General features: G+C 62.1%; 20 protein-coding genes. 13 read left to right on the top strand and 7 right to left on the bottom strand.

Annotation, left to right across the window (positions count from 1 at the left end; translation table 11 throughout):
- The first annotated feature begins 228 nt into the window (after positions 1–228).
- Together ACE3O2_RS09910 and metW are read left to right on the top strand one after the other, a co-directional pair.
- On the top strand, positions 229–1,374 hold the full coding sequence (locus tag ACE3O2_RS09910) for a homoserine O-acetyltransferase (RefSeq protein ID WP_374337066.1): 1,146 nt from the start codon (positions 229–231) through the stop codon (positions 1,372–1,374).
- Positions 1,374–1,964 (top strand): methionine biosynthesis protein MetW, encoded by a 591-nt coding sequence (metW, locus tag ACE3O2_RS09905; RefSeq protein WP_374337064.1) that lies wholly within the window; start codon positions 1,374–1,376, stop codon positions 1,962–1,964. Before ACE3O2_RS09910 ends, metW begins: the two co-directional genes overlap by 1 nt.
- A 53-nt stretch (positions 1,965–2,017) precedes the next feature.
- On the opposite strand, the gene ACE3O2_RS09900 is transcribed toward metW, so the two are convergent.
- Positions 2,018–2,563, bottom strand: a complete 546-nt coding sequence (locus tag ACE3O2_RS09900) for a polymer-forming cytoskeletal protein (RefSeq protein WP_168877889.1) — start codon at positions 2,561–2,563, stop codon at positions 2,018–2,020.
- 200 nt (positions 2,564–2,763) lie between these two features.
- Between ACE3O2_RS09900 and ACE3O2_RS09895 the strand changes: the two genes are divergently transcribed.
- The 4 genes from ACE3O2_RS09895 (at position 2,764) to ACE3O2_RS09880 (ending at position 6,693) form a co-directional block, all read left to right on the top strand.
- A complete protein-coding gene (locus ACE3O2_RS09895; protein WP_374337061.1) occupies positions 2,764–4,233 on the top strand; it encodes an ATP-binding protein in 1,470 nt (489 codons plus the stop codon).
- A complete protein-coding gene (locus ACE3O2_RS09890) occupies positions 4,217–4,759 on the top strand; it encodes a hypothetical protein (RefSeq protein ID WP_374337059.1) in 543 nt (180 codons plus the stop codon). The genes ACE3O2_RS09895 and ACE3O2_RS09890 overlap by 17 nt, the downstream gene beginning before the upstream one ends.
- Positions 4,756–6,123, top strand: a complete 1,368-nt coding sequence (locus ACE3O2_RS09885; protein WP_374337056.1) for a sigma 54-interacting transcriptional regulator — start codon at positions 4,756–4,758, stop codon at positions 6,121–6,123. The genes ACE3O2_RS09890 and ACE3O2_RS09885 overlap by 4 nt, the downstream gene beginning before the upstream one ends.
- Positions 6,124–6,300: 177 nt before the next feature.
- Entirely contained in the window at positions 6,301–6,693 is a 393-nt protein-coding gene (locus ACE3O2_RS09880) for a BON domain-containing protein (RefSeq protein ID WP_374337054.1), read from the top strand.
- 62 nt (positions 6,694–6,755) lie between these two features.
- Here ACE3O2_RS09880 and ACE3O2_RS09875 read toward each other — a convergent pair whose 3' ends face one another.
- The 3 genes from ACE3O2_RS09875 to ACE3O2_RS09865 all read right to left on the bottom strand — a co-directional run bounded on the left by ACE3O2_RS09875 (position 6,756) and on the right by ACE3O2_RS09865 (position 9,776).
- Complete coding sequence (locus ACE3O2_RS09875; RefSeq protein ID WP_374337052.1) at positions 6,756–7,343, bottom strand: TetR/AcrR family transcriptional regulator; 588 nt, start codon at positions 7,341–7,343, stop codon at positions 6,756–6,758.
- 35 nt (positions 7,344–7,378) lie between these two features.
- Positions 7,379–8,104: a hypothetical protein gene (locus tag ACE3O2_RS09870; RefSeq protein WP_374337050.1), complete on the bottom strand. Its 726-nt coding sequence runs from the start codon at positions 8,102–8,104 to the stop codon at positions 7,379–7,381.
- 109 nt (positions 8,105–8,213) lie between these two features.
- Positions 8,214–9,776, bottom strand: a complete 1,563-nt coding sequence (locus ACE3O2_RS09865) for an FGGY-family carbohydrate kinase (RefSeq protein ID WP_374337048.1) — start codon at positions 9,774–9,776, stop codon at positions 8,214–8,216.
- Between the two features lie 105 nt (positions 9,777–9,881).
- Here ACE3O2_RS09865 and ACE3O2_RS09860 point away from each other — a divergent pair, with 105 nt between their 5' ends.
- Both ACE3O2_RS09860 and ACE3O2_RS09855 read left to right on the top strand, forming a co-directional pair.
- Complete coding sequence (locus tag ACE3O2_RS09860; RefSeq protein ID WP_374337046.1) at positions 9,882–10,373, top strand: glutathione peroxidase; 492 nt, start codon at positions 9,882–9,884, stop codon at positions 10,371–10,373.
- A complete protein-coding gene (locus ACE3O2_RS09855; protein WP_374337044.1) occupies positions 10,370–11,524 on the top strand; it encodes a glycerate kinase in 1,155 nt (384 codons plus the stop codon). The genes ACE3O2_RS09860 and ACE3O2_RS09855 overlap by 4 nt, the downstream gene beginning before the upstream one ends.
- On the opposite strand, the gene ACE3O2_RS09850 is transcribed toward ACE3O2_RS09855, so the two are convergent.
- Entirely contained in the window at positions 11,427–13,109 is a 1,683-nt protein-coding gene (locus ACE3O2_RS09850; RefSeq protein WP_374337042.1) for a Wzy polymerase domain-containing protein, read from the bottom strand. The genes ACE3O2_RS09855 and ACE3O2_RS09850 overlap by 98 nt on opposite strands.
- A 320-nt stretch (positions 13,110–13,429) precedes the next feature.
- Here ACE3O2_RS09850 and gap point away from each other — a divergent pair, with 320 nt between their 5' ends.
- The 5 genes from gap (at position 13,430) to ACE3O2_RS09825 (ending at position 17,919) form a co-directional block, all read left to right on the top strand.
- On the top strand, positions 13,430–14,446 hold the full coding sequence (gene gap, locus ACE3O2_RS09845) for a type I glyceraldehyde-3-phosphate dehydrogenase (RefSeq protein ID WP_374337040.1): 1,017 nt from the start codon (positions 13,430–13,432) through the stop codon (positions 14,444–14,446).
- 200 nt (positions 14,447–14,646) lie between these two features.
- Positions 14,647–16,116, top strand: coding sequence for a pyruvate kinase (gene pyk, locus ACE3O2_RS09840; RefSeq protein WP_374337038.1), 1,470 nt, complete (start codon positions 14,647–14,649; stop codon positions 16,114–16,116).
- Positions 16,113–16,493 (top strand): methylglyoxal synthase, encoded by a 381-nt coding sequence (locus ACE3O2_RS09835; protein WP_374337036.1) that lies wholly within the window; start codon positions 16,113–16,115, stop codon positions 16,491–16,493. Before pyk ends, ACE3O2_RS09835 begins: the two co-directional genes overlap by 4 nt.
- 83 nt (positions 16,494–16,576) lie before the next feature.
- On the top strand, positions 16,577–17,179 hold the full coding sequence (locus ACE3O2_RS09830; RefSeq protein ID WP_374337034.1) for a methyl-accepting chemotaxis protein: 603 nt from the start codon (positions 16,577–16,579) through the stop codon (positions 17,177–17,179).
- Entirely contained in the window at positions 17,176–17,919 is a 744-nt protein-coding gene (locus tag ACE3O2_RS09825; RefSeq protein WP_374337032.1) for an MBL fold metallo-hydrolase, read from the top strand. Before ACE3O2_RS09830 ends, ACE3O2_RS09825 begins: the two co-directional genes overlap by 4 nt.
- A gap of 34 nt (positions 17,920–17,953) precedes the next feature.
- Here the strand turns inward: ACE3O2_RS09825 and ACE3O2_RS09820 are convergent, their stop codons facing one another.
- Complete coding sequence (locus ACE3O2_RS09820; RefSeq protein ID WP_374337030.1) at positions 17,954–18,964, bottom strand: BMP family protein; 1,011 nt, start codon at positions 18,962–18,964, stop codon at positions 17,954–17,956.
- Between the two features lie 88 nt (positions 18,965–19,052).
- The gene (locus ACE3O2_RS09815) at positions 19,053–20,246 is read right to left on the bottom strand and encodes an MFS transporter (protein ID WP_374337028.1); all 1,194 of its coding nucleotides are present in this window, start codon (positions 20,244–20,246) and stop codon (positions 19,053–19,055) included.
- Positions 20,247–20,290 lie beyond the last annotated feature (44 nt).

Here is a 20,290-nt window from a genome sequence, read left to right as displayed (position 1 = left end):
TCGGGCGGCGGTTGACGGGCGGGGTGGGTGCGCGTAGATTTCATGCCATTGGATGCCTGTGCATCCCGCGCGGATTTGAAGGGACAGCTTGCCGGCGCGCTATAAATGGGGCTAAAGCGTAGGGTCATCCTGTTCCGCCACGTTGCGGAATCCAAGAACACCCGCACGCGATGCCTGCGGGTGTTTTTTATTTCAGGCCGGGCCACCATGCCAGGCCAAGGAGTCAGGATGAGTCAGGATAAAGGCGGCTCGGTGGGCTGTGTGGTCCCGCAGACTGCCCAGTTTGATCAGCCCTTGCTGCTGACCTGCGGGGTGACCGTGCCCCGCTACCAGCTGGTGTATGAGACCTATGGTGAATTGAACGCAGACCGCAGCAATGCGGTGCTGATCTGCCATGCCCTCTCTGGCCATCACCATGCCGCCGGTTTGCACCATGAGGACGACAAGGCGGCAGGCTGGTGGGACAACATGATCGGGCCGGGCAAGCCGATTGATACCGAGCGCTTCTTCGTGGTGGCCTTGAACAACCTGGGCGGTTGCCACGGCTCCACCGGGCCCTCGACGATCGATCCGGAAACCGGTACCCCGTTCGGCTCGCGCTTTCCGCTGGTGACGGTGAAAGACTGGGTGGATTCCCAGGCACGCCTTGCTGATCAACTGGGAATTGCGCAGTGGGCGGCAGTGGTGGGTGGCAGCTTGGGGGGCATGCAGGCCCTGATGTGGACGATGAGTTTCCCGGAGCGCATCCGCCATGCGGTGGTGATTGCTTCTGCACCGCGCCTGTCGGCACAGAATATTGCGTTCAACGATGTGGCCCGACAAGCCATCCTCACTGACCCGGATTTCCACGGTGGTGACTATTACGCCCACGGCGTGGTGCCCACCCGTGGCCTGCGGCTGGCGCGCATGCTGGGCCACATCACCTATTTGTCCGATGATGGCATGGGCTCCAAGTTTGGCCGCCTGCTGCGCGGCGAGCGTTTCAACTACAACTTTGATGTCGAGTTCCAGATCGAATCCTACCTGCGCTATCAGGGGGACAAGTTCGCCGGGTACTTTGACGCCAATACCTATCTGTTGATGACCAAGGCGCTGGACTACTTTGACCCGGCTCGCCGCTACGGCGAGGGTAATCTCAGCCGCGCCTTGTCGCGTGCCAAGGCGTCCTTCCTGATTGCCGCGTTCGATTCGGACTGGCGCTTTGCACCGGACCGCTCACGCGAGATCGTCAAGGCGCTGACCGATAACCGGCTGCCGGTGACCTATGCCGAGATTCGATCGGTGCACGGACACGATGCCTTCCTGATGGACGATCCCCAATACTTTGCCGTGATGCGGCGCTATTTTGACCGCATTGCGGCGGAGGGGGTGTGATGCTGACCTTGCGACCGGAATTCCTGCAGATTGCCGAACAGATTGCGCCCGGCAGCCGCGTGCTGGACCTGGGCTGTGGTGATGGCAGCCTGCTGGCACTGCTGCAGCGCGAACGGCAGGTGACGGGTTACGGTGTGGACCGTGACGACGCCAATATCGCCGCTTGCCTCGACAATGGCGTGCATGTGATCCAGAGCGATCTGGAGAGCGGGCTGTCGATGTTCGAGAGCGGCAGTTTTGACTATGTGCTGCTCAGCCACACCATCCAGTCCATGCACGATGTGGAAGGTATCCTGCGTGAAATGGCGCGGGTCGGGCGCGAGTGTATCGTGTCCTTCCCCAACTTCGGCTTCTGGCAGAACCGCTGGCAGATCCTGTGCGGGCGCATGCCGGTGTCCGACCTGATCCCTTATCAGTGGTATGACACGCCGAACATCCACTTCTGCACGGTGAATGATTTTGATCACCTGGCAGGCCAGCTGGGCTTCCGGCTGCTCGACAAACGGGTGATGCACCGAGGCCGCTTGGTGCGCTGGTGGCCGAATTGGCGCGGCAGTGTGGCGATTTTCCGCCTGGGCCAACGCGCCTAGCTCTGGCGGAATGGCAGGGCGGCTCCGGCTGGCGCCACCCTGCGGCAGGCGGCTTAACCCGCCGCGCTGGCCAGCGCTTTCAGCGGGCTGATTTCTGCACTGTCCCGACGCGACAATGGCTTGTCGGGCTCCGCCGACAGTGAGCGGACATCGCCAGACAGCTGGCCGCCTTCCTCCACCAGCAACTTGCCATAGCGCAGCTGGCCGTTGACCTTGCCGGTGGCGTGGATCACCAGCTGTTGGCGGGCTGTCAGTTCGCCATCAAACTGGCCGTGAATTTCCGCCACGTCGATGCTGACCTTGCCGGAAAACGAGCCATTGGCTGCGATGCGCAGCACCCGGCTGTCCATGGTCGCCTCGACCCGTCCTTCCACCACCAGAGTGTCGCAGTCGAGGATTTCCGCCCCTTTCAGCTTCACATTGGGGCCGACGATCAAACGCGCGCCGCTCTCGGTTTCCGCCGGGCTGACCGGGGCTTCGGGTTGCGCCACCAGCGAGGCGGGTGGCGTGTTGAGCGGGCTTTGCTGCAGCGGACGGCCTCCCAGCGGGTTACGCACATCACGCTCGGTGGATGGGGTCGGGGTGTTCTTGTTGAACATGTCAGCTCCTAGCAGTAATCAGGGGATATCCAGGCACCCCCAAGGGGGTTGATCACCCTCTTGCAAGCGCTGTGCCAGAATGGATTTTCCTTTTTAATCAATGAATTGATTGCCATCCTTGTGAAGGAGCGCCTGTTTTTGTCGTGTCGCCCCGACAGTCTGTTGCGCAACTTTCTGGCCGGTGGCTTGCCCTAGGCAGGATGACTTCCCGCTTTTTCCGCTGGCGACACCCTACCTTTCGCCAGGTCCTGCTGCTGAGCATGCTGCTGGTGGCCTTGTTGCCCAGCCTGGCGCTGCTGCGCAGCCTGCTGTTGCTGGATACCCAGGTCAGCAGCAACCGGCTACTGACCCGCCGTGCCGTGCAGGTGACGGAGGACGTGCAGCAATTGCTGATGCAGGGGGTCGCGCTGGAGCGCAGCGCCCGCCAGTATCTGTTGCTGGATGATGCCAGCCTGTTGCAGAACTACCGGGCACAGTGGCTGGAGAGCCAGCAGCGTGCGCAACGCCTGCTGCAGCCGCTGGAAGGGGCGGCGCATCAATCCTTGCAGCACTGGTTACAGCTGGGACGGCTGGTCTACGCCAATCTGCCTGCGGCCAGTGGCCATCCGGAGCGGGTGCGACCCTTGCTGACCTTGCTGCAGCAGATGGATGAAACCATGCAGGCGGTGTCACGCACCAGCCAGCAAGCACTGGCACTGCGGCAACAGCAGCAGGACCAGCAGCTCGATCGTGAGCGGCAGCAGCTGCTGGTCTGGATTGTCGCCGCGCTATTGGGGGTGATCCTGCTGGCGGGGAGCTTGGGGCGCTGGTTGAATCGCCCGGTGCGGCAGCTGGAACGCGCCATCCATCAGCTGGGAGAGGGCCGCTTGACTGACCCCGTGCAGTTGCAAGGCCCGCGTGACCTGTTGCAGCTAGGGCAGAGGCTGGACTGGCTGCGCCAGCGTCTGGCGGCGCTGGAGGATGATCAGGCGCGGGTACTGCGCCATGTGTCACACGAGCTGAAAACCCCGCTGGCGTCGCTGCGTGAGGGCAGTGCCCTGCTGGCGGAAGATGGCGTGGGCGAGCTGAGCGCTGCCCAGCGTGAGGTGGTCAGCATCCTGCAGCAGAATACCTTGCTGCTGCAGCGGCGGATCGAAGACTTGCTGCAGTTACAAGCTGCCGCGACCCGGCATGACCCGCTACGGCGTGGTGTGTCACTGCAAGCCGCATTGGAGGCGGCGCTGCGCCGCCATGTGCTGCCGTTGCAGTCACGCCAGTTACGGGTCGAACTGATGGTGCCGGATGTGCAGCTGGCGCTGGACGAGGCGCGCTTTGCCATGCTGTGGGACAACCTGCTCTCGAATGCCATCCGCTTCAGCCCGCCGGGCGGGTTGATCCGCATGGTGGGTACCCGGCTGCAGCAAGAGGGACGATCCTGGCTGCAGCTGGACTGTATTGACCAAGGGCCCGGTGTGGACCCGCAAGATCATGCCCGCATCTTTGATCCCTTCTTTCAGGGGCAGCGCCAACCGCTGGACCGGGCGACCGATGCCGGTCGTGGCAGCGGGGTGGGGCTTTCCATTGTGCGCGAGTGCGTGCTGCTGCATGGTGGCCGCGTTCGTTTGTTAGCCAGCGCGCAGGGCGCGCATTTTCGGATTGAATTGCCTGATGATCATGATTCAGAACATTAACCGTCTGCTGGCGGCCTTGCTGGCATGTGGTTTGCTCAATGCCTGTGCGGCACCCCGACGCCCGGCGGCGCCGGTGGTGAGCGCCGAGCAACAGCGCCAGCAAAAAGCGGATCAGGCCTTGCGTGAGTGGCTGGTGTTGTACCAGCGCTATCAGGGCATGAGTCCGGCTGAGCTGGCCAAGGAGGCTACACGGCTGGGCGAGCTCAAACGCAGTGAAACGGTACAGGTACAACAAGTCATGGTGTGGTCGCAGTTGCGAGGGCCGGGAGACCTGGCGCGTGCCGTGCAGCAGGGTGATGAATTGCTCAAACGGGCGGAGAGCGCCAGTTGGCGACCCCTGCTGCAAGTGTTGCAAACCCAGTGGCAGCAACAGCGCAAGCAGGAGGAACAGGTGGACCGTGTGAATGCGCAGTGGAAAGACGAGAAAAAGCGGGCCGATCAGTTGAACGACAAGCTGGAAGGTATGAAGGCGATCGAACGCAGCCTGGCCCCCAAACCGCTACCCACACCGGAGGCCAGCCGATGAGCAGCACACCCTATATCCTGTTGGTGGATGATGATCCTGACCTGCGCCGTCTGGTGACGCTACGCCTGCAGACTGCCGGGCATCAGGTGGTGGCCGTCGAGCATGCCGAAGCGGCGCTGGCACAAATGGCACTGTCCCTGCCGCAGTTGCTGATCAGCGACATCCGCCTGCCGGGCATGGATGGCATGCAGCTGTTCGAGCTGGTGCGTGCCAGCCACCCGGGTTTACCTGTGATCCTGCTCACCGCTCATGGCAGCATTCCGGACGCGGTGGATGCCGCACAGCGCGGGGTATTCGACTACCTGAGCAAGCCGTTTGACGGCAAGTTGCTGCTGCAGAAGGTGGCTGCCGCCATGAGCATGCTGCCCACCCCGGCGGCGGGCGATGATGAAGGCTGGCGCGCCGGCATCCTCAGCCGCAGCGCGGTGATGCAAACCTTGCTGGCGGAGGCCCGCCTGCTGGCGCAGAGCGACGCCAGTGTGCTGATCCAGGGCGAGAGCGGCAGCGGCAAGGAGCTGCTGGCGCAGGCAGTGCACCGTGCCAGCCCGCGCCGCAGTGCGCCTTTTATTGCAGTGAACTGTGGGGCGATACCGGAATCGTTGCTGGAGTCCGAGCTGTTCGGCCACGTCAAAGGCTCGTTTACCGGTGCGGTACGCGATCACGAGGGGCTGTTTCAGGCCGCCGACGGTGGTACCCTGTTTCTTGACGAGATTGGCGACATGCCCTTGCCCTTGCAGGTGAAATTGCTGCGGGTGCTACAGGAGCGGGCGGTGCGCCCGCTTGGCGCGGCGCAGGCGCGCAAGATCAATGTACGCATCCTCTCCGCCACCCACCGCAATCTGGACGAGGCCATGCAACAAGGCCAGTTCCGCGAGGACCTGTATTACCGGCTCAACGTGGTGTCGCTGCACCTGCCGTCGCTGTCCGCGCGGCGGGAAGACATCCCGCTGCTGGCCAACCACTTCCTGCAGCAGCAGTCGCAGCGTTACGACAAACTGCTGCAAGGGTTTGTGCCGGAAGGGATGGAGATGCTGGTCAGCGCGCCGTGGCCCGGCAATATCCGCCAGCTCTACAATGTGGTGGAGCAGGTGTCCGCGCTGGCGACTTCGCCCCTGATTCCGCTGGGGCTGGTTCAGCGCGCACTGCGTCAGCCCAGCATGGAGAGCCTCAGCTATGCCGCAGCCAAACAGGCATTCGAGCGGCAATACTTGATTCAATTGCTGAAACTGACCGATGGCAATGTCGCCGAAGCCGCCAAGCTGGCAGATCGTAACCGCACTGAATTCTACCGTCTGCTGCAGCGCCATGCGCTGACCCCCAGCCTGTTCCGGGGGGAGACGCTGGGCGAGGCCAGCAGCGGTTGAGGTTTGACCTGTCGGGCTGGGACGACGCCAGCAGGCTTGTCCTGCAAGATCCCTGTCCAGGCCGATGGTTAACCCTTTGAATTTAAATGATTGCCATGGGCTGGCATGCCCTTTGCTGAATGGTGGGTGGCACCGTGATTCGGTGCGCTTTTGTGTTCAGTAAAAGGAGTATGACGCATGTGGAATCGTAAAGCCGTATTGGGATGGTCTGCTGTGCTGACACTGGCATTGGCCAGTGCAGGCTGGGCGACCAGCAACAAGCCCAAGGTCAAAACCGGCAAAGCCGCCACCGTAGCCCCTGTCGCTGCCATGCCCGCCGAGGTTGCCGCCTCACCGGCAGCGGTCAGCCCGGCGCAGCCGAGTGACCAGGCGCTGAGCGAGCAGATCAGCGCAGCCTTCAAGGCCGATCCCTTGCTGGATGGCCAGAGTATCCAGGTGGAGGCACGGGGCGGCAACATCACCCTGCGCGGTGAGGTGGCTTCTGATGTGCAGTTGAATCATGCACTGGACCTGGCGGGGGCCATCCCGGGCGTACGGGCGGTTGAGAACGCCATGCTGGTCAAGTCCTGAGCGTGAACCGTGGCCCGCATGGCGGGCTACTCCGGCCCTGACCCGCAGTCAGGGCTACGGGTTCAGGACAGTACCCCGGTCTGGCCCAGTTGCAAGGCGGCCTGCATGCCGATCTCCAGCATGGCGTCAGCCTCGGCGCGGTCAGTGGTGGTTCGGGCCAGCAACAGTGTCCCCAGCATGGTGGCCAGCACCGCCTTGGCTGGCCGACCCGCTTGCTGCTGTGTGGCGGGTGGAAGCTGTGACTCGATCAAGGCTATCAATGCCTGGGTTTGTTCGGCAAAAGCGGCGCGGGTCTCTTCGGGCTCCCGGCTGACTTCAGCGGCCAATGCCGCAATGGCACATCCATCTGCCGGGTTGTCCCGATGGTCGGCACCCAAGTAGGCGTGTAGCAGGGCCGCGAGGCCACCCTGTGCGTGGGCCACTTTCTCCAGATGCTGGCGGGTGTCGCTCAAGGCCGACACCAGTGCCTCACGGATCAAGGCTTGTTTCGATGGGAAATGCCCATAGAAACCACCGTGGGTCAGTCCAGCCTCGCCCATCAAGCTGGCTACGCCTACTGCAGACAATCCTGACTCACGAAAGCGGCGCGCCGCCAGCCGGACCACCCGCTGATGGGTTGTTGCCTTGTGTCCTTTGTCATAGCGGGCCATGGGCCGACTCCTTGTGTGCCTGCAGCATGCCGGATTCAGTGGCATCCCAGGGTAATGTTGGACAATGTGACTTCGACCACGCAGCGCGCCTTGTTGGCCTGATTGTCCGGGCCACGCGGGTAAGCCCGGCGCTGGGTGGGGATGCGCAAGCCAGAGCAATCCTGAGGGGCAGACATATAGTGTGCCACTGGAACGCCACCCATGATGTCAGCCTGATAATCCAGCCGTCGCAGCTGACGTGCCTCATCCACGTAGAATACCTGCTGCCTGGAGTGGGTGGGGAAGCCTTCGGGAAAGGTGACCTGCAGCCGCCGCCACAGCTCACCTTCCTCTTCCCAGCCATCCCCTTCCGTGACCGTGAAGCCCGGCCCGCTGAGAAAGAAGGGCGCGCACAGGTAATTCCAGATGGCGTAGCCGCCGAAATAGAGTAGCGAAAGGTCATCCCAGCTGGCGGATGCGGCGGGATCAGAAAACGCCTCACGTGGCTGGGTGCGGGTACACAGCACCGCGTCATCGTGGCTCATAATGGCGACACGGGACGGCTGGAAAATGCCAGTCTGACCCACCGCCGGGAATGGCGTGTAGATCGCACGAGGCTGGTGGCAGCTGACTTCCACTTCGACATCGGCCAGTGTGTCCGGGTGCCCTTTGGCCGAAAACAGGCCACCTGTCGCCGAAACCGAGGCCCGGATTCGGGCTGTCTCCTGCCACCGCGCCATGCCACCGTGCGCCTCAATGACTTCTGCCAGTAAGTGTGTCATCACCGCCCTCCTTTTGAATGATGAGCATAATATAAAATGATGACTATAATGTAAACAGGTTCAACCTTTTGCGGCGTGGCGTCCTGCTCTGCGTGTGTTAGGCAATGGCTTACTGCGAGTGGTTGATGTCGTACAGCGCGCGGTAGAGGGGTTGCAGCCGCTTGTACAGCTGGCGGTAGACCCGCTGGTAGAGCTGCTGGTAACGATGCTGCCGGGCGGGATCGGGCAGGAAGGTCTGCCCTGGCTGGCACATGGCCTTGACCGCTGCCGCATGGTCGGCATGCAGGCCGAGGCTGACGGCCGCCACCATGGCCGCACCCAGCGCTGAGGCTTCGTACAGGCGGGGGCGGGTGGCGGGCAGGCCGAAGATGTCTGCCGTCAGCTGCATGGCGGCATCGCTCTGCGAGCCACCACCGGCAATCCGCAATTCGGTGATACGGGTACCGCTGCGCTGCTCAATCCGCTCCTTGGCTTCCCGCAGGGCATAAGACAAACCCTCCAGAATGGCGCGATACAGATGGGCGCGATTGTGGCTGTCGGTAAAGCCGATGATGGCACCACGCGCCTCCGGGCCGGGCTGCTTGACGCCGGGGGACCAGTAAGGCTGCAGCATCAGCCCCATGGCACCGGGTTCGGCGGTATCGGCCAGGTGTTCAAACAGCTGCTCCGGCGTCACCCCCAGTTCTTCTGCCAGCGCTTGCTCCGGGTGGCCAAACTCTTCCTTGAACCAGCTCACCATCCAGTAGCCGCGGCTGATCTGGATTTCGGTATTCCAGGCATCCGGAATGGCCGCGGGGTAGGGCGGGATGAAGCGCAGCGGTTCGATGTAGCGGGTCTGTGTGGTGTTGATGGTGGCGGTGGTACCAAACGACAGGCAGGCGATATGCGGTTGCAAGGCACCACTACCCAGCACCTCGCAGGCTTTGTCGGCCGCGGCGGCAATCAACGGCAGCCCGGCTGGAATGCCGGTGTGGCTGGAGGCGGTGTCCGTGATGTGACCCAGTACACTACCCGGTGGCAGCAGCTCGGGCAGCTGCTCGCGGCGCAAGGCGGGCAAAGCTTGCCATTTCCAGTCCCAGGCAGCGGCCCAGCGGTGATGCTTGAAGTCATAAGGCACATAGCCGACTTGGCAGCCGGTACTGTCTCGAAAGTGTCCGGTCAGTTTCCAGGTCAGGAAACCGGACAGCAGCAGATAGTGCGCCGTGCGTGACCACAGCTCGGGCTGCTGTTCGGCCAGCCAGTTGCAGTCGGCCTCACGGTGGAAGTACTGTACTGTGTGCTGCAGCCCCAGCAGGCGGAAGGCGCTGCGCCAGTGCCAGCGCAGACGTGGCAGGGTATTGGCGCGTCGCTGGTCGGGCCAGACGATGGCTGGGCGCAGGGCCTGACCCTCGGCATCCAGGGCCACCATGGTGGCGCGCTGGGTGGTGAGGCTGATGCCGATCAGGCGGTGGCGTGCATCTGCCGCAGCGCTGGACCACAGCTGCTGGCAGACTGCCCCCAGCACTTGCCAGAAGCCGTCGGCATCATGTTCCATCCAGCCGGGCTGTGGCGCCTGATAATCGTTCAGCGCCAGCTGGGCCTTGCCATGAACCGCGCCGTGCGCATCAAACAGCATGGCGCGCACGCTTTGGGTGCCAAAGTCGAGGGACAGGATCAGGGCATCAGCAACCATCTGCAGGCGGTCAAGACAAAAGGATGCATTGTGCGCCAATTCAGCGCAGACTGCAGCGATCATGATCACGCTACAATCGGAATTTTCGAACCCCGGAGGACGAACATGACGACTGCTTTCGATTTTTCGGCACAGACTTTGAGTGGTGAAACTGTGGACCTGGCGCGCTTTCGCGGGCAGGTGCTGTTGATTGTCAATACCGCGAGCGAATGCGGCTTTACCCCGCAGTATGCTGGCCTGCAGGTGCTGCACGAGCGCTACGCCGCCCAAGGGCTGGTGGTACTGGGCTTTCCCTGCAACCAGTTCGGCAAGCAAGAGCCGGGGGACGCCAGCGCGATTGGTGCATTTTGCGAGCGTAACTACGGGGTGAGCTTTACGGTATTCGACAAGATCGAGGTGAATGGGGACGGTGCACACCCGCTATATCGCTTCCTCAAGTCTTCTGCCCCCGGCGTGCTGGGTACCGAAGGCATCAAATGGAACTTCACCAAATTCCTGGTGGGGCGTGATGGTCAGGTACTGGACCGCTATGCCCCCACCACCAAACCCGAGGATTTGCAGCAGGACATCGAAAAGGCCTTGCAGGCCAGCGCGTGAGCACCCCCATGCGGCCCTTGCGTGTGCTGTTGTGCCCGGACAGTTTCAAAGGTTCGCTGGATGCCGTGCTGGTCGCGGAAGCGATGGCGGCTGGGGTTCGACAGGTCTGCCCGGGTGCCGAGGTGGCCTGCCTGCCGCTGGCCGACGGCGGTGAGGGCAGTCTGCAGGTGCTGGCGCAAGTGTTGGGTGGCCCGCAGTACCGCGTGCCGGTGGTCGATGCCTGCGGGCAGCCATGGGAGGCACCGCTACTGTGGCTGTCCGAGCGTCATGCGCTGCTTGAAGTGGCCACCGTGGTGGGTTTGGCACAGGCAGGCGACACTGACCCGATGCAGCGCAGTAGCGCCGGGGTGGGGCTGCTGATTCGCCAGGCGCTGGACGCGGGGGCCACACACATCAGCGTGGCGCTGGGCGGCAGCAGTGTCAACGACGGTGGCCTGGGGCTGCTGGTGGCCTTGGGCGCACAGCTCACGCCGCGAGCAGCCGCAGCTTGGCCCACGGCGCAAGACCTGTTGTCCCTGCAGACACTGGATACCCGAAGTCTGGACCCCCGATTGGCGCAGCTCACGCTGACCCTGCTCAGCGATGTGGACAACCCTTTGTGCGGACCACAAGGGGCGACCAGGGTGTTTGCCCGGCAAAAGGGTTTCGAACCCGCCCAACAGGAGGCGCTGGAGGCGGCCATGTGTCACTGGGTCACGCTGGGCGATGCCTGGGCGGGATGGTCCGCCAGTGCGGCCACCGGAAGCGGGGCGGCGGGCGGTATCGGTTATGCGCTGCGGCTGCTGGGCGCCCGGCAGCAATCCGGTGCCGACTGGATGCTGCAGCAGCTGGGGGCCGAGGCCAAGTTGGCCTGGGCCGACTGGGTGGTGACCGGGGAGGGGCGTAGCGACCTGCAAACGTTGGGTGGCAAACTGCCCTGGCGCGTAGCCGTTTGGGCACAACGCCAGCCGGTGCCGGTCAGCCTGCTGTCAGGTGGCATTGACCCTGCGGCACGTGAGGCGCTACAGGCACGTTTTCAAGGCTGCTTTTCCATCGCCGATGGCCCGGCGGACCTCAGCGCGATGCAGGCTGCGACGCCGCGCTTGCTGCAGCAGGCTGCGGCTTCAATGACGCAGCTCTTTTGCGCTGGATGGCGGCCACCTCAGCCTTGATCTCGTCCAGCCGCTTCTGACTGGCGACCTGATATTCGGCATAGAAGGCCTTGAGTGCCGGGGTGGGCTCGGAGCGCACGTACATGTTTTCCAGATAGCCGCGATCCTTGGGGTAGTTGCGCAAACCGGCAGCCAGCCAGAAACGGGCTTCCTTCAACTGGCCGGCCTGGGCCAGCAACAAGGCGCGGTGGTAGACCACGCTGGCGAAAGGCCGCCAGCGCAGCAGGCGGGTATTGCGTGCCAGCGTATCCGGCAGCGTGCGCAGATTGGCGGTATCGCCATAGCTGTACTGCATCTCCGCATCCAGCGACAGTAGTGGGTTATTCAGCGCCGGGCGGGCCAACTGGCGGGACTGGCTGACATTGCGTGAGGTAAAGTAAGCGTGATAACTGGCGTTGATCTGCTGTGTGCCCAACCATTGCTGATAACCGCCCCAACCCAGCAGGGTAAGTGCGGGCGCCAGCAGGAGCACACTACCCGGTACCGACAGGCGCAGATGCCAGCGGCTGTCGTCGTTTAGCGCCAGCAGCAGGGTGAACGGGATCAGGAAATACCAGTACCACAACGGAAATTCCAGCATGCTGTGGGTCAGTAGGATCAGCACCCCGGCACAGCCCAGCAGGCGCGGGCTATCTATCTTCTGCCACACCTGCTGGATGGACCACCACCACAGAAAACCGAGCAGCAAGCCCAGACCGATCAGACCCTGCTCGGCGAGCACCTCGAAAAGCAGGTTGTGCGGGTGGGTGTACAGTCGCTCGCGTGGGATTTCGTTGAAGGGTGCCTGCTGTTGCAGGACAAAGCTATGGTAAGGGAAGCGTACGGTGCCGACGCCGGTGAGCGGGTGTACCTGCCACACCTGCACCGCCTTTTTCCACTCGTCGGTACGCAGGCGGGCGCTGGCGGTGGCCCCTGCGGCCTCTACGCGTTGCAGTACGCTGCGGTTGGTGGCACCGGTCAACTTGGCGAGCGCCGGTGGCAAGGTAAATTGCGACACCAGCGCCAGCAGCATGGCGAGCAGCAGGCTGAGCCCAAAGTGCTTTTGCCGCTGATAACGGCCCAGGATCAGCGCGGCAATCGCCAGGCCACTGAGCAATACCAGATTGATGAACATGGTGCGCGAGCCGGTAAACGGCAAGGTGCAGCCGAACACCAGCGCCGCCAATAACCAGCCACCGATTCGCCACCAGCGAACTTGCAATGCGGGCAGCAGGTAGAGGGTTGCCGTCCAGCCCAGTAACAGCATGCTGGCGTACAGATTCGGCTGGCGAATCAGGGTGCCGGCAATCTGCTGGTTGGCAAAGCGGGCTGAGCCCATGGCGCTGAGCAGCTGTTGCGCCCCGTCGACAGCAACCACCGTACCGCCGACGCACAATGCCGCAGCCAGCAGATCGGTCAGCGTTTCGCGTTCCAGCCAGCTGCGTGCCAGCAGGGTGAGAAACACCAGCGCGGTCAGGCCGACAAACACCAGGGTGTATTGCACCAGTGCAGAGTAGCCGGGGTCGACAAACAGGCAACAAAAACCGAGCAACAGACTGGCGAGGGTGGTGAACAACAGGCTGGGGGTAAGCGGAAGCGGGCGCATGATGACGGCGTAGTGGCAAGTCGCGCTATCTTAACAGAGCAGGCCGCTGCCGGCATGGGCATGCATGGATGCTGCGATGGAGTGCCTCTGGATGTGCACGCGACTACATCAAACTGACGCAAAATTATTAGTTTTGTTACTTGTAATTGAACTACATTTGGACTAGAGTAGTCTCAACCGTTCCATGCGCGCTGGTGGCTTGTTTGCATGCAAATATTGTCGGAAATTCCTGACAATCAGCATGTTGCGATGCACGAATCGTTTGCGCTGCAGTGTTGGAAACAAAACTACATCTGTATTGAAGTACTGTGGAGGTGAGCATGAGCATCCGGGTTGCCATCAACGGCTATGGCCGCATTGGCCGCAATGTACTGCGGGCCCTGTACGAAGGCGGCAAGAAACACGATATTGAAATCGTGGCCATCAACGATCTGGGCAATGCCAACACCAATGCTCACCTCACCCAGTACGACACCACCCATGGCATGTTCCCGGGGCAGGTGTCGGTGGATGGTGAATATCTGGTGGTCAATGGCGACCGTATCCTGACCACCGCCGTACGTAACCCGGCCGAGCTGCCGTGGAAGGCGCTGAATGTGGACGTGGTACTGGAATGTACCGGCCTGTTCACCAGCAAGGAAAAGGCCGGCCTGCACCTGCAAGCGGGGGCCAAAAAGGTGATCATCTCCGCGCCGGGTGGCAAAGATGTGGATGCGACGGTCGTTTACGGCGTCAACCATGGCGTGCTGAAAGCCAGCGACACGGTGATTTCCAATGCCTCCTGCACCACCAACTGCCTGGCACCGCTGGTCAAACCGCTGCACGAGAAGATCGGTCTGGTGAACGGCCTGATGACCACGGTACATGCCTTCACCAATGATCAGGTGCTGACCGACGTATACCACGAAGACCTGCGCCGCGCCCGTTCGGCAGTATCGTCGATGATCCCGACCAAGACTGGCGCCGCCGCTGCCGTCGGTCTGGTGTTGCCGGAGCTGAATGGCAAGCTGGATGGCTTTGCCGTACGCGTGCCTACTATTAATGTGTCGCTGGTGGACCTGACCTTTGTCGCTGCCCGGGATACCACGGCGGATGAAGTCAATGCCGTGCTGAAGGCCGCCGCGGAAGGCGAGCTGAAGGGCATTCTGGCGTACAACACCGCGCCGCTGGTGTCGGTGGATTTCAACCACAACCCGCACTCCAGTATCTTTGATGCCACGCTGACCAAGGTATCCGAAGGTCGTCTGGTCAAGGTGTCGAGCTGGTACGACAACGAGTGGGGTTTTTCCAACCGCATGCTGGATACCACCGTTGCCTTGATGAAGGCAGCGGGCTGAGCGACGCGAACAGCGTCACATGACCGGTTCACGAGTGGGGGGCACGGGGTGGCCAGTGTTTCTGGGGGGAAACGCTGTCTGTCTTGTGCCCTTCTTTTTATTTGACCGGCGCTTACCTGCGTCCGGTTTTCGTTCCACGGGCCTGCCGACCATCCGTCCAGCCCGAAGCCAGGAGGCGCGCTAAGGGCGCGTAATCAGCCATGTTCCGTAAAACCAAGATTGTTGCCACCCTTGGCCCGTCCAGCACCAGTCCGGAGGCCCTGGAGGGCATGCTCAAGGCTGGCGTGAACGTCGTCCGCATCAATTTCTCGCACGGCACGGCCGAAGAGCATACCCAGCGGGTACGGCTGGTACGTGAAATCGCCGCCCGACTGGGTTGTGATGTCGGCGTGATGGCGGACCTGCAGGGGCCGAAGATCCGTATCGGCACCTTTGTGGAAGGCAAGGTTCACCTGAACAACGGCGAGCGCTTCATCCTCGATGCGCATGCAACCAGCGGTGATTTGAACCGGGTCGGGCTGGACTACAAGGAGCTGGTCAACGATGTGACCGAGGGCGATACCCTGCTGCTGGACGATGGCCGCATCGAGCTGCGAGTGGAAGATGTGCGCAACAGCGAAGTGCATTGCACCGTGGTGCACGGCGGGGTGCTCAGCAACAAGAAGGGCATCAACAAGCTGGGGGGCGGCCTCACCGCGCCAGCGCTGACCGCCAAGGACATGGAAGACATCAAGACCGCGGTGGCGTTTGAGGCCGACTTCATCGCCGTCTCCTTCCCCAAGAACGGGGCTGACATGTATATGGCGCGTGAGCTGATGCGTGCTGCCGGTGGCCATGCGCAGATGATCGCCAAAGTGGAGCGTACCGAAGCGGTACGTGATCTGGAGGACCTGCTGCAAGCCTGTGATGGCGTAATGGTGGCGCGCGGTGACCTCGCGGTGGAAATCGGCGATGCGGCGGTGCCTGCGGTACAGAAGAAGCTGATCCGCATGGCCCGCGAGCATAACAAGCTGTCGATCACGGCGACGCAAATGATGGAGTCGATGATCTCCAGCCCGGTACCGACCCGTGCCGAAGTGTCGGATGTGGCCAATGCCGTGCTGGATGGCACCGATGCGGTGATGCTGTCCGCCGAGACGGCGTCCGGCCAGTTCCCGATCGAGACGGTTACAGCGATGGCCCGCATCTGCGTGGAAGCGGAAAAGTCGGCCCATATCACGCTGGATACCGATTTCCTCAACCGCACCTTTACCCGCATCGACCAGTCGATTGCCATGGCGGCGCTGTTTACCGCGCACCATCTCAAGGTCAAGGCCATTGCCGCGCTGACCGAATCGGGCTCGACCGCCCTGTGGATGAGCCGCCTGAACGCCGGAGTGCCGATCATTGCGCTGACGCCGCAGGAAAGTACCCGCCGACGTCTGGCACTGTACCGTGATGTGCGTACATTGCTGATGGAGGCCAACTATGTGGATCGCGACGCGCTGCTGGCCGATGCCGAACGCAAGCTGCTGGAAGCCGGATTGGTGGAAGTGGGCGACGCCATCGTCATCACCAATGGCGAGCCCCTGGGCAAGCCGGGTGGCACCAATACCATGAAGATCGTGCGTGTGGGCCATGGTTTTGATACCCCTGCCGCCCCGAAACGCAAGGCGCGCAAACCGGCATGAAACCGCTGACCATTGCCCTGATTGCGCATGATCGCAAGAAGGACGATATGGTGACCTTGGCGCGGGCGCACGCAGCGCTGCTGCGTCCGCATCGGCTGATCGGGACCGGTACCACCAGCCAGCGTATCCGCGAAGGCACCGGTCTGATGGTGGAGGGCCTGCTGTCCGGCCCGCTCGGAGGTGACCAGCAGATTGGCGCCTGGGTGGCTGAGGGGCGGGTGGGCATGGTGCTGTTCCTGCGCGATCCTTTGCAGGCCCAGCCCCATGAGCCGGACATCACCGCCTTGCTGCGGGTGTGTGATGTCCACAACGTGGCACTGGCCACCAATCTGGCCACGGCGCACGCCTTGCTGGCACGCCTGCCTGCGGTGATTTGATCCGGATCAAGCCGGGCGACGCGGCACACAGCATTTTTTTTCTCTTTTGCTAGACTGAAGCTGTTACCTGCCGGGGTAAGCCGATGTCCGAGCAATCTGCTGCTGCAACCGAACTGGTCGATATGGTGCATCTCAATGAGGGCATCAAAGAGGTGGTGGTCATCGCCTTCCAGATCAACATCATGGCCTTGAATGCCATCCTGCTGGCCAACCGGGCAGGGCGTGCCGCGCTGGGCTTCAGTGTCATCTCCAAAGAGCTGCGGGTGTTGTCGGTGGAGTTGACCCGTCTCATGCAGCTGCTGAAGCAGGATGCCTACCGCTCGGTGGCACTGATCACCGACCTGCTGCGACAGGAGCGACGGGCCAAGTTGATGCAGACGGCCAATGCGTTGTCTGGTGAACAGTGCGGAGCTTTAAAGCAGCGGCTAGGTCAGCAGAAGCAGGCTTTTTCCCGCATCCGCTCCGATATCCGCCAGTATCGACGCGAGTTGCGGGTCAAGCTGGATGACGCGCAGAAGATCTGCCAGTTCGGTATTGCCATTTCCCGCTCGGCCAAGATTGAGGCCGCCTACGGTGCTGCTTACAGCAACCAGCTTAGTGAAGTGTCACAAGATTTTGATCAGAACATCCAGGCCATTGTTCCGGCCCTGGCCGCTTTGCATGATGGTTTGGGGAGGCAGGCATGAAACAGGCAACCGTCATCTTCCAGCAGGGTGACCACCGTTGGACCTTGATTGCACGCGACCCGGACAAACACGGCTATGTGATTGATACCAACGAGTACCTGATTTCCAGTGGTAACGACAATCTGCTGACCGACCCCGGTGGCAGCGAAATATTCCCGGCGGTGTTTTCCGCCATCAGTGCGGTGGCGGACCCGCTGTCGATCCGCAGCCTGTTTGCCTCACATCAGGACCCGGACATCATTTCTTCGCTGGGGCTGTGGCTGGATTTCAACCCGCAGCTGCGTTGCTATATCAGCCGCCTGTGGGCCACGTTCATTCCACATTTTGGTGGTGACGATCAGACGCTGATTTCCATCCCGGATGAGGGAATGACCTTCCGCCACGGCCAGCTGGAGTTGCAAGCGGTTCCGGCCCACTACCTGCACTCGTCCGGCAATATGCAGCTGTATGATCCGGCCGCCCGTATCCTGTTCTCCGGTGATGTCGGCGCGGCCTTGTTGCCCGAAGATGAGAGTGGTCTGTTTGTGACTCAGTTTGACCAGCACATCCGCCATGCGGAAGGCTTCCACCGGCGCTGGATGGGGTCCACCGAGGCCAAGCTGGACTGGTGTGAGCGGGCCGCCAAGCTGAACCCGGACATGATGTGCCCGCAACATGGCGCGGTGTATCAGGGCGGGGATGTGATGCGCTTCATTAACTGGTTTGCGGCCTTGCCGGTGGGTAGCGGCATCAAGCGTTAGCACCGGGCAGCCGCAAGGGGCCGCCCGGTGTGTGTTACATCGGTGTGAGCGCGACGGGGCAACTGTTGCCCTCGCGGAAATCCACCACCCGGGTTTTGCCCTCGATGATGTTCTTCCGGGCCTGTTCCACGGCCGCCTTGGTGGCGGGGCTAATCAGGCTGGTGTTATACGTGTCCAGCGACCAGTCCACCCCACCTTCTTTCAGGCCCAGTTTCAGAATGCCCGGCTTCCAGCTACCTTTGCTGGAGCTGGTCAAGGCCTGGTAGACCGCAGTGTCGATGCGCTTGACCATGGAGGTCAGCACCCGTCCGGGCAGCATCCAGTTCTGGTTACTGTCTACGCCAATGGCGAAGGTATTGGTGTCGCGGGCCACCCGCAGGGTGCCTAGGCCGCTGGCGCCTGCTGCGGCATACACCACATCGGCACCTTTCTCGATCTGCTTCTTGGCCAGCAGCGCTGCTTTGGGCGGGTTGCTGAATGCCTCGCCAGTGGTGCCGATGGTGCTGGTGAACACTTCAATATTGCTGCGCACCTGTTTGGCCCCTTGGGCATAACCGCAACCAAACGCCTGCAGCATCGGAATGTCCATGGCGGTGATGAAGCCCAGCTTGCTGGTTTTGCTGCCATAGGCCGCTGCCATGCCGACCAGAAAAGACCCCTCATGCTCCTTGAACACAATGGACTGCACATTGGGGCCTTCCACCACGCTGTCTACCAGCGTGAAGCGAACCTTGGGGAATTCCTTGCTGGTTTTGGCCACGGCATCCGAGAAGGTGAAACCAATCAGGATGATGTGGTCTGCGCCCTTCTGGATCATGTTGCGAATCTGGTTTTCTGCGTTGTTTTCATGGGTGGCCATGGCCTCCAGAAAACTGATTTTGCTCTCGGCGCGGAATTTCTCCGCACCCACAAAAGCTGATTCGTTAAAGCCTTTGTCGAATTTACCGCCCTGATCGTAAATGATGGCGGGGGTGAGCGCGTGGGCGACGGTGCTTGCCATGAGGGCAAGCGACGCCAGCGCGGGTGCCCGCAGCAAGCCATGCATACCTTACTCCAATACCAGTTTGACTTAGCCGGGGGGCAGTGGGCATGGTATGCGGCACGCCTGGTTTGGGCAAGCACCGCTCGTCATGTCAGCCCGGCGCAGCCGTCATCGGGACCGGTTGCGTACGTTGCTGTTGCAGGCGCAAGCCCAGTAGCAGCAGCATGACGCCAGCCACGGCGATGCCTTGCAGTGATAGAAACAGGGCCGTGTTTCCGCCCCACTTCAGCAAGGCGCCGCACAGTACCGGGCTGAGCGCCGCACCCAGCATCGACAGCTGGCTGGCACCATAATAGGCCCCACGCGCATCAGCCGGGGCAATCTGGTCGATCAGCTGGTATTCGGCAGGCACCAGTACCAGCTCGGCCAGGGTAAACAGCAGGATGGCCGCGCACATCATCGGCAGGCTGGTGGAGACCTGCAATATCCACAAAGCGGGCAGCAGGCACAGGCTGGCCCACAGTAACCATCGTGCCAGATGACCCCGCAACAGCCAGCGGCTGACCGGGTACTGCAGCAAGACTACGCCGAGCGTATTGGTCAGGATCATGCTGGTGAGGTAGCGCTGGCTGAGCATGGGGCTGTAATGGTTCAGCAGCCACAGCATCAGCCAGGCGCTGAACCGGCCATAGATCATCGAGTGGCAGAAACTGACCAAGGTGTAGCACACCAGCACGTGGTCCTGGCGCAAGCGGCTGAGGGTGTCAACAAAACGGGCCGTACTGCGGACATCGGCATCCTGCTGGACAGGAAACCTGCGGAGCTGCCGCAGCACAGGCAGGGTCAGACCCACACTGATGCCTCCCAGCCAGAAGGGAATGGCAAACTGCAGGCCGGCCAGCTGCAGCCCCAAAAGCGGTCCAAGCGAGAACATGATGTTGGAGAGCAGGTAGCCGGTAGCGTAGACCTTGGGGCGCTCCTCGGTTGTAATCCAGCGTGCCAGCATGGCCTTGAACGACACCAGGATGACACTCATGGCACTGTCCACGCTCAAGATGAGGAGGGCGGACATGGCGGGATGCGGTGAGAGTGTCAGGGCCGGCAAGGTCAGCGCAATCAGCAGTACCATACTGCGCAGCAGCCGGGCCGGCCCCATGCGGTCTGCCAGATGCCCCCCATACAAGCCAATCAAGGTGGCGCTGATTCCGCACAGGGAGAGAATGAGACCGATCCATTCGGTGGAGAGATGCAGGCGGTGCAGCAACAGAACAAACAGCGGCTGGGTCAGCGCGCGGCTGAGCACCAGCAAGGCTTGGCATAGCAGAAGCAGACGGGTGGCGGTCATGGTGGCGTCTTGAGGCGTGTAATGACCGGGCAAGTGTGCAACAA

The organism is Leeia sp., assembly GCF_041909055.1.
Classification (GTDB): Bacteria; Pseudomonadota; Gammaproteobacteria; order Burkholderiales; family Leeiaceae; genus Leeia; species Leeia aquatica.
This window is presented reverse-complemented; position numbering and strand designations above follow the sequence as displayed.

What these genes read in the sequence shown, in the direction of transcription:
- ACE3O2_RS09910 (WP_374337066.1), top strand. Translation starts at nt 229, where the DNA reads ATGAGTCAGGATAAAGGCGGCTCGGTGGGCTGTGTGGTCCCGCAGACT.
- metW (WP_374337064.1), top strand. Translation starts at nt 1,374, where the DNA reads ATGCTGACCTTGCGACCGGAATTCCTGCAGATTGCCGAACAGATTGCG.
- ACE3O2_RS09900 (WP_168877889.1), bottom strand. Translation starts at nt 2,563, where the DNA reads ATGTTCAACAAGAACACCCCGACCCCATCCACCGAGCGTGATGTGCGT.
- ACE3O2_RS09895 (WP_374337061.1), top strand. Translation starts at nt 2,764, where the DNA reads ATGACTTCCCGCTTTTTCCGCTGGCGACACCCTACCTTTCGCCAGGTC.
- ACE3O2_RS09890 (WP_374337059.1), top strand. Translation starts at nt 4,217, where the DNA reads ATGATTCAGAACATTAACCGTCTGCTGGCGGCCTTGCTGGCATGTGGT.
- ACE3O2_RS09885 (WP_374337056.1), top strand. Translation starts at nt 4,756, where the DNA reads ATGAGCAGCACACCCTATATCCTGTTGGTGGATGATGATCCTGACCTG.
- ACE3O2_RS09880 (WP_374337054.1), top strand. Translation starts at nt 6,301, where the DNA reads ATGTGGAATCGTAAAGCCGTATTGGGATGGTCTGCTGTGCTGACACTG.
- ACE3O2_RS09875 (WP_374337052.1), bottom strand. Translation starts at nt 7,343, where the DNA reads ATGGCCCGCTATGACAAAGGACACAAGGCAACAACCCATCAGCGGGTG.
- ACE3O2_RS09870 (WP_374337050.1), bottom strand. Translation starts at nt 8,104, where the DNA reads ATGACACACTTACTGGCAGAAGTCATTGAGGCGCACGGTGGCATGGCG.
- ACE3O2_RS09865 (WP_374337048.1), bottom strand. Translation starts at nt 9,776, where the DNA reads ATGGTTGCTGATGCCCTGATCCTGTCCCTCGACTTTGGCACCCAAAGC.
- ACE3O2_RS09860 (WP_374337046.1), top strand. Translation starts at nt 9,882, where the DNA reads ATGACGACTGCTTTCGATTTTTCGGCACAGACTTTGAGTGGTGAAACT.
- ACE3O2_RS09850 (WP_374337042.1), bottom strand. Translation starts at nt 13,109, where the DNA reads ATGCGCCCGCTTCCGCTTACCCCCAGCCTGTTGTTCACCACCCTCGCC.
- gap (WP_374337040.1), top strand. Translation starts at nt 13,430, where the DNA reads ATGAGCATCCGGGTTGCCATCAACGGCTATGGCCGCATTGGCCGCAAT.
- pyk (WP_374337038.1), top strand. Translation starts at nt 14,647, where the DNA reads ATGTTCCGTAAAACCAAGATTGTTGCCACCCTTGGCCCGTCCAGCACC.
- ACE3O2_RS09835 (WP_374337036.1), top strand. Translation starts at nt 16,113, where the DNA reads ATGAAACCGCTGACCATTGCCCTGATTGCGCATGATCGCAAGAAGGAC.
- ACE3O2_RS09830 (WP_374337034.1), top strand. Translation starts at nt 16,577, where the DNA reads ATGTCCGAGCAATCTGCTGCTGCAACCGAACTGGTCGATATGGTGCAT.
- ACE3O2_RS09825 (WP_374337032.1), top strand. Translation starts at nt 17,176, where the DNA reads ATGAAACAGGCAACCGTCATCTTCCAGCAGGGTGACCACCGTTGGACC.
- ACE3O2_RS09820 (WP_374337030.1), bottom strand. Translation starts at nt 18,964, where the DNA reads ATGCATGGCTTGCTGCGGGCACCCGCGCTGGCGTCGCTTGCCCTCATG.
- ACE3O2_RS09815 (WP_374337028.1), bottom strand. Translation starts at nt 20,246, where the DNA reads ATGACCGCCACCCGTCTGCTTCTGCTATGCCAAGCCTTGCTGGTGCTC.